Origin of the sequence: Paenibacillus marchantiophytorum, assembly GCF_014640555.1 — a bacterium.
In the GTDB taxonomy this organism is placed as follows: domain Bacteria; phylum Bacillota; class Bacilli; order Paenibacillales; family NBRC-103111; genus Paenibacillus_E; species Paenibacillus_E marchantiophytorum.
Genome location: NZ_BMHE01000088.1, coordinates 1 through 13752 on the forward strand (window position 1 = coordinate 1; position 13752 = coordinate 13752).

General features: G+C 46.6%; 14 protein-coding genes, 1 tRNA gene and 1 rRNA gene. 12 read left to right on the forward strand and 4 right to left on the reverse strand.

The genetic code is table 11. The annotated features are described in order from the left end of the window. The first annotated feature begins 188 nt into the window (after positions 1-188). From rrf to IEY34_RS35245, 11 genes are all read left to right on the forward strand, one after another. Positions 189-305 (forward strand): 5S ribosomal RNA (gene rrf / locus IEY34_RS35195). 103 nt (positions 306-408) lie between these two features. Beyond that, positions 409-1608: a putative glycoside hydrolase gene (locus tag IEY34_RS35200; RefSeq protein ID WP_229758016.1), complete on the forward strand. Its 1200-nt coding sequence runs from the start codon at positions 409-411 to the stop codon at positions 1606-1608. Positions 1609-1770: 162 nt separating this feature from the next. Further along, the gene (guaB, locus tag IEY34_RS35205) at positions 1771-3228 is read left to right on the forward strand and encodes an IMP dehydrogenase (protein ID WP_189020790.1); all 1458 of its coding nucleotides are present in this window, start codon (positions 1771-1773) and stop codon (positions 3226-3228) included. Positions 3229-3345: 117 nt separating this feature from the next. Continuing rightward, positions 3346-4692 carry a D-alanyl-D-alanine carboxypeptidase family protein gene (locus IEY34_RS35210; protein WP_229758017.1) on the forward strand — a complete coding sequence of 449 codons (1347 nt, stop codon included), beginning with the start codon at positions 3346-3348 and terminating at the stop codon, positions 4690-4692. Positions 4693-4846: 154 nt separating this feature from the next. Further along, positions 4847-5728, forward strand: a complete 882-nt coding sequence (pdxS, locus tag IEY34_RS35215; RefSeq protein WP_189020792.1) for a pyridoxal 5'-phosphate synthase lyase subunit PdxS — start codon at positions 4847-4849, stop codon at positions 5726-5728. Continuing rightward, positions 5728-6309: a pyridoxal 5'-phosphate synthase glutaminase subunit PdxT gene (pdxT, locus tag IEY34_RS35220; protein ID WP_189020794.1), complete on the forward strand. Its 582-nt coding sequence runs from the start codon at positions 5728-5730 to the stop codon at positions 6307-6309. Before pdxS ends, pdxT begins: the two co-directional genes overlap by 1 nt. An 88-nt stretch (positions 6310-6397) precedes the next feature. Beyond that, entirely contained in the window at positions 6398-7678 is a 1281-nt protein-coding gene (gene serS, locus IEY34_RS35225; protein ID WP_189020796.1) for a serine--tRNA ligase, read from the forward strand. Positions 7679-7761: 83 nt separating this feature from the next. Beyond that, positions 7762-7848: transfer RNA gene (locus IEY34_RS35230), tRNA-Ser, on the forward strand. A 139-nt stretch (positions 7849-7987) separates the two neighbouring features. After that, entirely contained in the window at positions 7988-8335 is a 348-nt protein-coding gene (locus tag IEY34_RS35235) for a hypothetical protein (RefSeq protein WP_189020798.1), read from the forward strand. Between the two features lie 21 nt (positions 8336-8356). After that, positions 8357-8506, forward strand: coding sequence for a hypothetical protein (locus IEY34_RS35240; protein WP_189020800.1), 150 nt, complete (start codon positions 8357-8359; stop codon positions 8504-8506). A gap of 17 nt (positions 8507-8523) precedes the next feature. Continuing rightward, the gene (locus IEY34_RS35245; RefSeq protein WP_189020802.1) at positions 8524-8691 is read left to right on the forward strand and encodes a small acid-soluble spore protein P; all 168 of its coding nucleotides are present in this window, start codon (positions 8524-8526) and stop codon (positions 8689-8691) included. A 267-nt stretch (positions 8692-8958) separates the two neighbouring features. On the opposite strand, the gene IEY34_RS35250 is transcribed toward IEY34_RS35245, so the two are convergent. The 4 genes from IEY34_RS35250 to IEY34_RS35265 are packed head-to-tail and all read right to left on the reverse strand — an operon-like array spanning position 8959 to position 12479. After that, positions 8959-10146, reverse strand: coding sequence for a hypothetical protein (locus IEY34_RS35250; protein ID WP_189020804.1), 1188 nt, complete (start codon positions 10144-10146; stop codon positions 8959-8961). Beyond that, on the reverse strand, positions 10143-10580 hold the full coding sequence (locus IEY34_RS35255) for a hypothetical protein (protein ID WP_189020806.1): 438 nt from the start codon (positions 10578-10580) through the stop codon (positions 10143-10145). Before IEY34_RS35255 ends, IEY34_RS35250 begins: the two co-directional genes overlap by 4 nt. Beyond that, positions 10577-11374 (reverse strand): RNA polymerase sigma factor, encoded by a 798-nt coding sequence (locus tag IEY34_RS35260; protein ID WP_229758018.1) that lies wholly within the window; start codon positions 11372-11374, stop codon positions 10577-10579. The genes IEY34_RS35255 and IEY34_RS35260 overlap by 4 nt, the downstream gene beginning before the upstream one ends. Next, entirely contained in the window at positions 11271-12479 is a 1209-nt protein-coding gene (locus tag IEY34_RS35265) for an MFS transporter (protein ID WP_189020808.1), read from the reverse strand. The genes IEY34_RS35260 and IEY34_RS35265 overlap by 104 nt, the downstream gene beginning before the upstream one ends. 166 nt (positions 12480-12645) lie before the next feature. On the opposite strand from IEY34_RS35265, the gene IEY34_RS35270 reads away from it, so the two are divergent. Next, on the forward strand, positions 12646-12879 hold the full coding sequence (locus tag IEY34_RS35270) for a hypothetical protein (protein ID WP_189020810.1): 234 nt from the start codon (positions 12646-12648) through the stop codon (positions 12877-12879). Positions 12880-13752: the final 873 nt, after the last annotated feature.

The window sequence follows — 13752 nt, forward strand, 5'->3', positions numbered from 1 at the left end:
CGAGGTTGATAGGTTCGAGGTGGAAGTGCGGCAACGTATGCAGCTGACGAATACTAATCGGTCGAGGGCTTAACCTAATATAGGGATCTTTAATCGTAGATTAAAGTCTCTCAGTTTCAAACCTAAGAAATCCTAACTTTACGCACGTTTCGTATCTAGTTTTCAAGGCGCAAATCACGCTTTGACTGTTTGGTGATGATGGCGGAGGGGACCCACGCGTTCCCATCTCGAACACGACCGTTAAGCCCTCCAGCGTCGATGGTACTTGAACCGCAGGGTTCTGGGAGAGTAGAACGTTGCCAAGCAACTATAAGAGTCTTTTTGGAAGAAATTCCAAGAAGACTCTTTTTTTTACATCAGTACAAAAGCGTGGAATAAACCATACTAGCCCTATGAGGAGGGATTGGTATGGGAAGTTCAGGACCTATGAAAGGGATAAGTACATTTCTTTTATTATTTTTGGTGATGCAAGGGATTAGCGGTTGTTCGGCGAAGATAGACGCCGTCAAAGATGATCCCAATCCGTTGAGAAGCCTCAATGGACTAGGAAACGCCCTGCCTGTGCCATTACCGGCAGCGAAAGCACCGATGGTTGATGTTCCTGCACAGCCGCAGCTGCCAGCGAAGCAGGTCGTAAAGGGAATTTACGTGTCAGCCTGGTCAGCTGTAGGCAATAAGTTCGAGCAGTTGCTAACGCTGGTGGAACAAACCGATTTGAACGCGATGGTCATTGATGTGAAAAATGATTCAGGGCAAGTTACATATCCCTCCACGATCCCCGTAGTTAATGAAATTGGAGCGAATAGCCATGTCATTATTCATGATTTGAAAGCGAAGCTGCAAAGGTTGAAGGATAAGAATATATATTCGATTGCTCGAATTGTAGTTTTTAAAGATCCCTATTTGGGGAAGCAAAAAAGCGGATTAGCGATGAAAAGTCACTCCGGCAGTGTATGGAAGGATAATAAGGGAATTGCCTGGGTAGATCCTTATAAAGAAGAAGTGTGGGATTATAATATTCAGTTAGCGGAGGAAGCAGCTGCGCTTGGTTTTGACGAGATTCAGTTCGATTACGTGAGATTCCCCGAGAATGGGAAGAAAGTTGATAGCGAAGTTCAATTCGATAACCCGAACAAGTTGACGAAGGCGCAGGTCATCGAATCATTTTTGCAGAGAGCCAAGGAGAAGATCGGACAACGGGCGTATTTGTCAGCCGATGTATTCGGTTTAACGACATCCTCAGATAATGATATGGGAATCGGGCAGGATTGGGCCAGAATCAGCAAGCAGGTCAACTATATTTCGCCTATGCTGTATCCCTCTCACTACACAAGCGGCATCTATGGCGTCAAGAGTCCCGATTTGCAGCCGTATGCGATCATTAGTAGAGCAATCAGCGATGCGAAGGGAAAGAATCAACAACTAGCGCAAGCGGCTAGCCATGTGGCCGAAATTAGACCCTGGTATCAGGATTTTACGGCAACTTGGGTAAAGCCTCATAAGACCTACGGCGCGGCAGATGTGAACGAGCAAATAAAAGCAGCCAAGGAACATGGCGTGGAACAATTCCTATTGTGGAACTCCAACAGTATATACTCCTATCGTTAACGGAATCGTCTTATTCAGGGGGATGAGTTTCTTCTGAGGGGTCCTTTTCCTTGACACGAAAAATAGGCTTTTGTTAAGATTGCAATCATATACAAAAATGAATGAGCAGCAGCTTACGGCAAAAGCTATGCCAATCGAAAGTTCTAAGGAGGAATAGGTGTTGTGAGGGAAGACAAGTTCGGTAAGGAAGGCTTAACATTTGATGATGTGTTGTTGGTGCCGAGAAAATCTGAAGTGTTCGGTAAGGAGATCGACGTTTCAACAGTTCTGGCGCCTCATGTGAAATTAACTATTCCGTTTATTAGTTCGGCTATGGATACAGTGACGGAATCGTCGCTTGCTATTGCTATGGCTCGTGAGGGCGGTATCGGGATTATTCATAAGAATATGACGATTGACCTGCAAGCTGAGCATGTGGACCGTGTGAAGCGTTCAGAGAGTGGGGTAATTACGAATCCTTTCTCCCTAACGCCTGAGCACCATGTCTATGATGCAGAAGAATTAATGGCGAAATATCGGATTTCAGGTGTGCCGATTGTGAATGATGCCAATAAGCTGGTAGGGATTCTGACGAATCGCGACTTGCGTTTTGTTCATGATTATTCAATCAAGATCAAGGAAGTAATGACGCAGGAAGATCTGGTCACGGCTCCGGTGGGAACGACACTTCAGCAGGCAGAAGGTATTCTTCAAAAGCACAAAATTGAGAAATTGCCGCTAGTTGATGATAATTTTGAGCTTAAAGGATTAATTACGATTAAAGATATTGAGAAGGCTATTCAGTTCCCTAACTCGGCAAAAGACGCTCAGGGCCGCTTGTTGGTAGGCGCAGCTGTAGGTGTGTCCAAAGATGTCCTTGAACGCGCTGCTGCGCTTGTGAAAGCTGGTATTGATGTTATCGTGGTAGATTCCGCGCACGGCCATCATATTAATATTGCTGAAACGGTTAAAAAGCTAAGAAGCCAATATCCGGAGCTTCCTATTATCGCAGGTAATGTAGCCACGGGTGACGGTACTCGCGATCTCATTCAAGCGGGAGCATCCATGGTGAAGGTAGGCATCGGGCCTGGTTCCATCTGTACAACACGCGTTATCGCAGGGATTGGCGTTCCTCAAATTACGGCAATTTATGATTGCGCGCAAGCTGCGGCGGAATTCGGCGTTCCCATCATAGCAGATGGCGGGATCAAGTATTCTGGGGATGTGGTGAAGGCGATCGCGGCTGGAGCTAGCGCTGTGATGATTGGTAGTCTTTTTGCGGGAACGGATGAGAGCCCGGGTGAGTCGGAGATTTTCCAAGGCCGTAAATACAAAGTGTATCGCGGTATGGGTTCCTTGGGAGCCATGAAAGAAGGCAGCAAAGACCGATATTTCCAAGAGAATGAGAGCAAACTTGTTCCTGAGGGTATTGAGGGGCGCGTAGCCTACAAAGGTCCTATGGCCGATACTGTCTATCAACTGGTGGGCGGACTTCGTTCTGGTATGGGGTATTGTGGAGCGAGAAACATTCCTGAGTTGATTCACGATACGCAATTTATTCGAATTACGGGGGCGGGTCTGAAAGAGAGCCATCCGCATGATATTCAAATTACAAAAGAGGCTCCAAACTACTCCATGTAAGTTTCATAATTCGCTAAAATTTAAAGGCGTGGGAATTGAACCTACGTCTTCTTTTTTTTGTCTAATGGGGTGTGTTACAATATAAACGGTCATTATATCGCTAGGGAGAGTGGAATTGTGAGATTTTTACGTTTTACAAAGAAAAAGGTTGCTTTGGTGTTAGGTGTTAGTATAATTGCTCAATCCTTACTTTTACATATACAGCCAACGTATGCCGCGGATACCAAAACACCGGCAGCAACGACGGCTCCAGCGGCTACAACAACGCCAGCTACTGCGTCCAATGAGCCAAAAATTTCGGCTAAGTCTGGCATCGTCATGGAAGCTAGCACAGGCACTGTTCTTTATGAGATGAATGCGGATGAAGCTTTCCCGCCGGCAAGTATGGCGAAGATGATGACAGAGTACTTGGCGATGGAAAGCATTAAGGAAGGCAAGTTCAAGTGGGATTCCCCTGTAACAGCAACTAAAAATGCCGCAGACGTTATTGGATCCGGACAGCTTATTGCTGAAAATGAAACACTGACGTTCAAAGATATGTTTAATGCGATGTCCATCTATTCTGCGAATGATGCTTCCGTGGCTTTTGCTGAATTGCTGGGAGGGACGGAAGAGAATTTTGCCAAAATGATGAATGAGAAAGCTAAGCAACTTGGGATGTCGGACAAAGCTCATTTCATTAGCGCTACAGGACTTTCCCGTGCCGATCTCAAAAATCCTCCCGCTTCTATTGAGGGTGAGACCAAAATGACAGCGCGCGATGCGGCTATTCTTGCTTATAATATCCTCAAAGATCATAAGGAAATTCTTGAATTCACGAAAATTCCATCTTTGAAACTTAGACCTACAGATAAGACGCCAATGATCAATTGGAACTGGATGCTGGAAGGCAATCAGACGAATACTAATTTGAAAAAATATGCGTATGCAGGGTTGGATGGGTTGAAAACAGGTTCAACCGACGATGCTGGATACTGCTTCACAGGAACTGCCGAAAAGAATGGCATGCGTATTATCACGGTTGTGATGGGGACCAAAACAGAGCCGGAGCGTTTTAACGAAACAAGGAAGCTGCTCGACTATGGTTTTAATAATTTTGAAATTAAACCGTTCCTTAATGCGAAGCAGCAAATAGATTCTTTGAAAATCGTAAACATTAAGAAAGGCGTTCAAACCCAAGTTCCTCTTGTGACCAAAACAGGACTGACGTTCATCGCCAAAAAAGGCGCGAAAGATACTGATTTCACAATAACCGCGGTACCGGTTGAAGAAAGCAAGCTGGTGGCTCCGATTACGAAGGGCGATGCTCTTGGAAAAGTAAAAGTAAGCTACAATGGCCAAGAAAAAACGGTTGATCTTATAGCCGATGACGATGTTCAAAAAGGCAGTTGGATTCGACTGTTGTTCCGCTCCTTCAAAAACTTCTTCAGCGATATGTTTAAAGGGGTCAAAGGCGGCTCGTAGCCCAGAAAATGGGTTGTATAATGCTCCCCCTTCATGTAAAATGATTGTTTAGAAGTTTACTATCGAATCGTGTAGGGAACTGCATGAAATTGTTGAAGTAGGGAGGCTTTGACTTCGTCAAAGTCCCTATAAATGGTATAGGAGGAAATGAAGAATGGAAACAGGAACATCCCGCGTTAAAACAGGTATGGCTGAAATGCAAAAAGGCGGCGTCATTATGGACGTCATGAATGCTGAACAAGCAAAAATCGCAGAAGCAGCTGGTGCATCTGCAGTTATGGCGCTCGAGCGCGTACCTGCTGACATTCGTGCTGCCGGCGGCGTATCCCGCATGGCGGATCCAACAATCGTTGAAGATGTCATGAGAGTTGTTTCGATTCCAGTTATGGCGAAAGCTAGAATTGGGCATTTTGTAGAAGCAAAAGTCCTGGAGTCTCTGGGCGTTGATTATATCGATGAGAGTGAAGTTCTGACTCCTGCGGATGAAGTATTTCACATTAACAAACGTGACTTTACCGTTCCTTTCGTATGTGGTTGCCGCGATCTAGGCGAAGCTTTGCGTCGTATTGGTGAAGGTGCATCCATGCTTCGTACCAAAGGCGAGCCAGGAACAGGCAATATCGTAGAAGCTGTGCGTCACATGCGTACAATTCAAGGCCAAATCCGCAAAATTCAAGGCATGTCCAAGGATGAGCTGATGTTTGAAGCTAAGAATCTAGGCGCTCCTTACGAATTGTTGCTGCAAGTACATGAATCAGGCAAATTGCCTGTAGTTAACTTCGCTGCTGGCGGCGTAGCTACACCTGCTGATGCTGCGTTGATGATGCACTTGGGTTCAGATGGCGTATTCGTTGGATCCGGTATTTTCAAATCGGATAGCCCTGAGAAATTCGCTAAAGCTATTGTACAAGCGGTAACGCACTACACGGATTATAAATTGATCGCTGAAATCTCCAAAAACATCGGTACCCCTATGAAGGGAATCGAAATTTCCAAGCTTCAAGCTTCCGAGCGTATGCAGGAGCGCGGCTGGTAATGACGAAGATTGGGGTCCTCGCGCTGCAAGGCGCGGTAGCGGAGCATATTCGCGGCATTGAGAAGGCGGGTGCTGAGGGCGTTGTTGTTAAACGTACAGAGCAGTTAGCCGACCTAGATGGCATTATTCTTCCCGGTGGAGAAAGCACGACCATCGGCAAGCTGATGCGTACGTACGGCTTCATCGAAGCACTGCAGGATTTCTCTGCCGCAGGTAAGCCGATCTTCGGTACCTGCGCAGGTTTGATTGTGATCGCGAAAGAGATCACCGGACAGCCGGAAGCCCATCTTGGGCTGATGGATATTACGGTGGCACGCAACGCGTTCGGGCGTCAACGCGAAAGCTTTGAGACGGATCTGCCGATCAAAGGCATCGGCGAGAACGTTCGCGCGGTCTTCATTCGCGCCCCACTGATTGAGAAAGTGGGACCGGATGTGGATGTTCTGGCTACGCATGACGGCCAGATCGTTGCGGCGCAGCAAGGGCATCTCCTTGCCGCTTCTTTCCACCCTGAGCTGACGGATGATTTCCGTATGCACAGCTACTTCTTGGATATGGTACAGCAAAGCAAGCATATATAATGGGACAAGCACCTTGAACTCACCGGATGTGCCGGGAAAGGTGCTTGCTTCCATATTCTAACCATTTTGCGCTAACGGAGGAATCTCCTTGTTTGATGTAAAGTTACTACGCAGTGATTTGGCAGCGGTACAGGCTGCAATGCAAAACCGTGGGAAACAGATTGAAGAACTTAACGGCTTCACGGAACTGGATGTTAAGCGGAGAGAACTGCTGCAAGAGACGGAGCAGCTCAAGAATCGCCGTAATACCGTGTCGCAAGAGGTTGCCGGTCGCAAAAGATCCGGTGAGAATGCGGATGATTTGATTCAAGAAATGAAGGTCGTCGGAGACCGCATTAAAGAACTCGATGACGAGATTCGCGTGTTGGACGAGTCCTTGCAACAGGTTCTGCTCTCCATCCCGAATATGCCCCATGCAAGCGTTCCTGTAGGACGTACAGAAGAAGAGAATGTAGAGCTTCGCCGTATTGGCGAGATTCCACAGTTCGATTATGAAGTGAAGCCGCATTGGGAAGTTGCGCAGGAACTGGGTATTCTGGATTTCGAAGCAGCGGCGAAGGTGACGGGTTCGCGTTTCGTTTTCTACAAAGGCCTTGGCGCTAGGTTGGAGCGGGCTTTGATTAACTTCATGATGGACTTGCACAGTGATGAGCATGGTTATGAAGAAATGCTGCCTCCGTATATCGTAAACCGTGACAGCTTAATGGGAACGGGACAGCTTCCTAAGTTTGAGGAAGATGTATTTAAAATACAGAATTCGGATTATTTCCTGATTCCGACAGCAGAAGTTCCGGTGACGAATTATCACCGTGAAGATATTCTAACCACTGATCAGCTGCCGGTGAATTTCGTGGCTTTCAGTGCTTGTTTCCGTTCGGAAGCGGGATCTGCGGGTAGAGATACCCGCGGCTTAATCAGACAGCATCAATTCAACAAGATTGAGCTGGTTAAGCTGGTTAAGCCCGAAGACTCCTATGAGGAGCTAGAGAAGCTTACAGGGCATGCTGAGCGCGTCTTGCAGCTGTTGAAGCTGCCTTACCGCGTGTTGTCTCTGTGCACAGGCGATATTGGCTTCACATCGGCGAAGACGTACGATCTAGAGGTCTGGCTGCCGAATAGCAGCGCTTACCGCGAGATCTCATCATGCAGCAACTTCGAGGACTTCCAAGCTCGCAGAGCTAATATTCGCTTCCGCCGCGATGCGAAGGCGAAGCCGGAATTCGTACATACATTGAACGGATCAGGCTTGGCGCTTGGTCGCACGGTGGCTGCGATCCTTGAGAATTATCAACAAGCGGACGGTTCGATCGTAGTTCCGGACGTCCTTATTCCTTACATGAATGGCATAAAAGTGATCACAAAAAAATAGCACTTGATTCTACCCTAGAATTCATGCTACAATGCTTTTTGTCACTGCACAAGGTTGTCTCCTTACCGGGAGACGCCTATCGTGGAGAGGTGGTCGAGTGGTTTAAGGCAGCGGTCTTGAAAACCGCCGAGGTCGCAAGGTCTCCGTGGGTTCGAATCCCACCCTCTCCGTAACCATGGTAATACCCCAACTAAGAAGTCATGCGATTCCTTTGAATCGTGTGGCTTTTTTTGTTGGCTGAATCCTCATTTTTTGGGAGGGATAAAAGACGATGCGCCTCGGCATTTTATACATGTGGAGGTGTTACCTATGAGCAAAACAGATAAGCTGACGATCAACCAAGCTGAATTGGTAAACGAATGGGCAAGAGTACTTCCAACAACGCTGCAGCCAACCGATCAGGCACGTGTGTGGGCCGATGAGGCCAATTCCAATGCCCTATGGGTTCATATTATGGCAGCGGGTCATACGGGCTACACAATCGATTTTAAAGTCACCTACGTGGACGACAGAGAGGTTAAGGTTGAGCTGACTGACGTGCAGCAAGGAACAACTCACATTGATGAACGCGGCGATGTCGTGCAGAATTTGGTAGACGACTACATCCGTCATATTCATGAGTGTGCGCAAGCTTTGCAGAAAGTCACACACGCCTAGCGGCGGAGGGGGAACTTAACCATGACCAAACAAAAAGGTGTCGATAAGAATTTGCAGAATGTAGCGAAGGATTTCGAGGCTAGTCCGGTGAACAGTCATCAGGCACAACAAGATCAGCAGCAAGTAAATGACCATCGTCATGAAGATGCGCTCAATCATGAAGAAAATTAGAGAGGTGGCTGTTAGCGATGTCTAAACAAAAATCATACTCTGCTGGCGATAATCTTGTTCATAACGGTTCTGTCAAAAACAGGGACAACAACGGCAATCAAGAGCCGCTATCCGGCTCCAAGAAGGTCAAAAACCGCAATCATTCCAGAGCGAATCAGCATGGGGAAGGACACGGCGGCGTTTAATTATTTTGATAAAAAAATCTTTGCTTCTTATGTTTAAAATTCAGGAAGCCGGACATACTATATTTGTCGGCAAGCAGAGAGGTGTGGTTCCGTTGGAGCATTCAGCGAAAGGGAAACAACCGTTGCAAAGAGGACTTTTCTACCTGTTATAATCAGGCTGGAGGGGATGTGCCAAAGACACTTACCGTGTTTTATAAGCAGATTTTCCTAAGGTTTACGTGTAACTTGTTTTAAAAGAAATCAAAAACGCCGACAAAAAAAGAACCCTTAGGGGTTCTTTTTTTCGTCTATGTCGAAATGGTGGTAATCCGCAGCCGCAGGGTCAGCATGGAATGCGTGAGCTTTGCGATAAAAAAGCAGCTTGATGCCGCCGCCGATTAGAATCAACGCTACGATTAAAGTTTGGCCAAAGCTATTGAACCAATACATATAATTCGAATGCGGGAACAGTTGATAGATGAACTGAGTCACAATTTCTTTGAAGACGTAATATCCGCCCATCAGAATGAGAACGAAGCCGATGGAGCGATGATGCGCGGTCCAGTTCTCAATAATCGGCTTATCCACCAAGGTGCCGTTCTCATACTTCGTGATGCTCTGCAAAGCATCAAAAAAGCTGAAGAACCAGAGAATCGGGATCAGAAAAAGGAAGAGGGACAACCTCAGAACATCCAGGACATAGATGGAGAATAGGAAGATGGCCATCAGCTGAATTCCGCGCTTGTTCATGGACAGGTACAGATGAGCAGCACCGGGAAAAATGGCGATAATGGTCGCCAAGGTGCGATTTTTACGGCCAAATTCATCGCCAAGATGAAAATCATCAAACATGCTGCGATCGACCAGTTCAAGGCCTGCTTGCTTGCGCTCCTGCTGTTTGAGGGCATCGAACATGGTGTAGAACCAGAGCACTGGCAGAGCCAGCAGAAAGGCCACAAATCCTTGATTGTGCGTCATGATCGTAATGAAGAAGACGAGAATGGCGATCCCGAAGAAGGACACCATGGCAGTCAGGCCGCGCTGCATAAGACCAAGCTGGAAATGACCAAGCCCTGGAACGAAAGAGAGCAGCATGACGCGGGTCCGTTCTTGCTGATTCAACTGATTGGCATAGGGATTAACAGGCAGAGAAGATTCCCATTCCGGCGACTGGGGATCGTAGGGATTAGGCATGCCGCCGTAGGGGGAGCGATAAGGCTGTGAGCTCAGCAAATAGATGATCATATCGGCCATATTTACGATCCACGAGAGCGCGGCGAACAGAGCCAGTATAACTAATAGTTCCTCTGGCAAACGGGTGAGAGTTGTACCGACGAACATAAGAAAGATCGGGCCAAAAAAACCGGCGCTATATAAGAAAGCGCGCAATAGCCGCTGCATATATAGATGGCCAAGCCCAGGGATGATAGAAAGCAGGAAGGCGGTTACGCTGCTTTTGCTTTGTATGGGATTCATGGGTGAGAACCTCCTTTGTTTGAGCCATTTTGTAAAGTATCCAGCCAACCGAGTGTCTTGTTAAGCCATACGTCCGAAACGGGCATTTCTTGTTTCTTCTGAAGTGAAGAGGGATTGAGTTCCTGAGATAAGCCATGAAAGAATCCGGTAGCCACCAAGATGATCGTAGCAGCGGCCGCAATGCCATAATGCAAGATCGTCGAGCGGTACCAAGAGCGCTTGGTACCCGTGGTTCGCGCGATAATCGCGTCGACATACCCTTGGGTATCGAGTTCTAGCAAAGGGAATGTCGTGGAGGTCATCTCCAAGCAGTCCATATATACAGCGAGACACTCATCGCATTTGTACAGATGATGCTCCATAGCGCCTATCTCCGCAGCGCTCAATGACGCATTCAAGTAATTCCTCCAGGCTTGCTCGTCGTAATGATTCACAAGAAATCCTCCTCCTTCCAGTTTTTGCGGAGCCACTGTTTGGCTCGGTAAAGCTTGGACTCGACGGTTTTAACGGTAATGCCCTGGGTATCGGCAATATCTTGATAGGATTGATGTTGAATATAGTAGGCCGTTAGTACGTCTTGATAATTAGGTGGAATTTGATGCAGTCGCGTCCGTACAAGCTGAGCGGTTTCATTCATAATGACCTCATTCTCTACCGCATGCTGATGAAGCATAACAGGTTCCGAGGCTTGTACGGATTCTTCCATCTCAGCCGTCATATCTTCTCTTTTCCTGCTGGCTGAGCGTTTGAAATCAATGGCACGATTCACAGCGATGCGAGTCATCCAGGTTTTGAAACCCTTCTTCTGGTACTGAGGGAGGGAGAAGTAAATCCGGGTCCATACATCCTGGGATAAATCTTCGGCATCTTTGGTATGACGTACAATCGCATAAATCGTGTGGAACACATAGTGCCGATAAGCAGTAACCAGCTCACGAAATGCTGACTCATCGCCATTCAAAATGCGCTCTATAAGGGCATGTTCCTGAATAAGCTTCTCCTCCTCTCCGCATGAATAGACGAAGGCTCTTCCAGTAATCCCTGCAGTTGCATCCCAAAAGTCTTTGTAATAATCAGAAGGCTGCTCTCCAGGTTGGACCCTTTTGAGACAGCCTCCTACGTTATTAATGAGATATAGACGAACTTCCAGGCTTGATATGCGGCGTAGAAGAACTATTGCGAACGAACCATTGTGACAGAACAGCACTGAGAACACCGAGAATGCCAAGGACAATAAATCCCTGACTTAGCGAGAACCAATCACCGATAACCCCCATGAGAACAGGACCAATGAACATACCGAGGCCATAGATCGCTTGGAAAAAGCCCATGGCCGTAGCCCGCTTATCCGCAGCCATATATTTAATGCTCATTCCCATCAGAAGCGTAAAGGAAAGTCCCCGACCGAACCCGGCAAAAGCTTGAGTAATCATAAGCACCCAAAGGTGATGCGTGAATGGAACTGAGAATGTGAATATCCCCATAAGAAGGAAGCCCCATACGACCATGCGCTTTTCTCCATAGCGGGCAGCCCAACGCCTTCCAACGAATAAAGAAGCTAGAGCCACAGGCACATTGGCAAACAACGAGAGCAGGGATAAAGAAAATTTATCAGCCCCAAGCTCGGTAGCATAAACAGGCGTGAACCCGAAGACAGTGGCAAAGATCAGCACTTGAGACAGAATGGCTAGTAAAGAGACGAACAGTAAGGTCCGGTCCGTCGCTACCTCACCAATGCCGCGCAGCGTTATTTTTGGAGCGTCGGGTTCGACCTTTTCTACGAGGAAGAAAGATCCTATAAGCCCTATCACACCTAGTCCGGCGCCTAACATAAACGCGGCTTCCCAGCCTAGAGAATCAGCAGCCCAACCTGCCGAGAGAATACCGAGCACCTGGCCGAGCGAATTGAAGAAAGAAATAGTGCCAATCGCTTTCGTAGAATCTTCATGCTTATAGTAGCTCGTAAATAATACCGTGAAATCTACCCAGGTTGCCGCAGCGGCGCCGGCCAGAGCACGCAGAATGAGGATCCATGTGAAATCATGCGTGAACCAGAGACCTAGACCGGCAATAGCTGTGAAAAACAGCCCAAAGGTGATGAACAGTTTGCGTTTATGAAATCGGTCTGACATAATACCGACTGGAATTCGAAGCAGCATTTGCGAGATACCATACATCCCGACAATCCACCCAGCAAGCTGATGGTTCCCGCCCAGAAATTCCACATAGGGGGCCATAATAGGAACGCTCGTATACATCGACATCCAGAACAGCAAGGTCACCGCGCAGAAAAGAGGGATGCGGTAGGAGGATGGCGTTTTGATGATCGTCATTGGTGAAAGACTCCTTTCGGACTGAGCTCCGTTCATTATAGAACATTGTGTACCCTTTTTGGTGATTCCACCTAAAACTATGCTGCGTGTTTAATCTTATTTTTAAAAATTATATTTACAATATTGTTTTTATGTGGGAAAATATAGAAAAAAACGAGGTTAAGGAATGAGTATATGGGTGAAATTTTTGTCAGAGAAAAGTGAAAAGGTATTGAACGCATTATCAAATAAGCAACTAAGAACGATAGATACAATTGCTGCTATTACAAATTTGACAGAAACAGAAGTTACAAAAGAAATTAATGATTTAGTAGAAAGTGGATTAGCTTGTAGCAGATATTATTTCGATAAAAATGGTGCAAAGCAACTTATCTTTCATTTGCCTTTATCATTAGATTAGACAAGCCTGGTTCTATGTAGGGAAAACTATATAATAAACTTGGAATAAGCCGCTTATAGAGCGTTTTTTTTGATATATAAGAATTTATATGTTTTGGGGTGAGCGAAGCTTACCCCTTATTTAATTGGCGTCCACCGCAGACTTCTTTGCTGTGACGGTTTTCGGTTTCAGAAGACCTAATGAACTGTATGATGCTTATACAGGAGAAATTGGCTACTTTGGAGATTTAATGAACTGAATTGGCGCTATCGAGCAGATTTTAGGCGGAAAGGTGGTCGTTTGCTTGTAATAGAGCTTCTGGGGTTCATTAGATTTTCAGAATGGGCGATTTTGAGCGAATAAAGGGTATTGAGTTCGTAAGGGGCTCGGGCTTGTCTCAAGGTTCGTTGGCTTGACTTGGCTTGGCTTGATGACCTAGCCGCTGGCTAGGTTGTTTCTTATTGGCGTCCACCGCAGACTTCTTTGCTATGGCGGTTTTCGGTTTCAGAAGACCTAATGAACTGTATGATGCTTATACAGGAGAAATTGGCTACTTTGGAGATTTAATGAACTAAATTGGCGCTATCGAGTAGATTTTAGGCGGAAAGGTGGTCGTTTGCTTGTAATAGAGCTTCTGGGGTTCATTAGATTTTCAGAATGGGCGATTTTGAGCGAATAAAGGGTATTGAGTTCGTAAGGGGTTCGGGCTTGTCCCATGGTTCGTTGACTTGACTTGATGACCTAGCCGCCAGGCTAGGTTTTTTCTTAATATATAAGAATTTATATGTTTTGGGGTGAGCGAAGCTTACCTCTTATTTATTGGCGTCCACCGCAGTCTTCATTGCTTTGGAGGTCTTCGCTCCCAAAGGGCATCTAATGAACTGTATGATGCTT

Bases quoted from the DNA above. Each gene is read 5' to 3' on its own strand.
- IEY34_RS35270 (WP_189020810.1), top strand. From the start codon at position 12,646: ATGAGTATATGGGTGAAATTTTTGTCAGAGAAAAGTGAAAAGGTATTG.
- IEY34_RS35240 (WP_189020800.1), top strand. From the start codon at position 8,357: ATGACCAAACAAAAAGGTGTCGATAAGAATTTGCAGAATGTAGCGAAG.
- IEY34_RS35245 (WP_189020802.1), top strand. From the start codon at position 8,524: ATGTCTAAACAAAAATCATACTCTGCTGGCGATAATCTTGTTCATAAC.
- pdxS (WP_189020792.1), top strand. From the start codon at position 4,847: ATGGAAACAGGAACATCCCGCGTTAAAACAGGTATGGCTGAAATGCAA.
- IEY34_RS35235 (WP_189020798.1), top strand. From the start codon at position 7,988: ATGAGCAAAACAGATAAGCTGACGATCAACCAAGCTGAATTGGTAAAC.
- pdxT (WP_189020794.1), top strand. From the start codon at position 5,728: ATGACGAAGATTGGGGTCCTCGCGCTGCAAGGCGCGGTAGCGGAGCAT.
- IEY34_RS35265 (WP_189020808.1), bottom strand. From the start codon at position 12,479: ATGACGATCATCAAAACGCCATCCTCCTACCGCATCCCTCTTTTCTGC.
- IEY34_RS35200 (WP_229758016.1), top strand. From the start codon at position 409: ATGGGAAGTTCAGGACCTATGAAAGGGATAAGTACATTTCTTTTATTA.
- IEY34_RS35250 (WP_189020804.1), bottom strand. From the start codon at position 10,146: ATGAATCCCATACAAAGCAAAAGCAGCGTAACCGCCTTCCTGCTTTCT.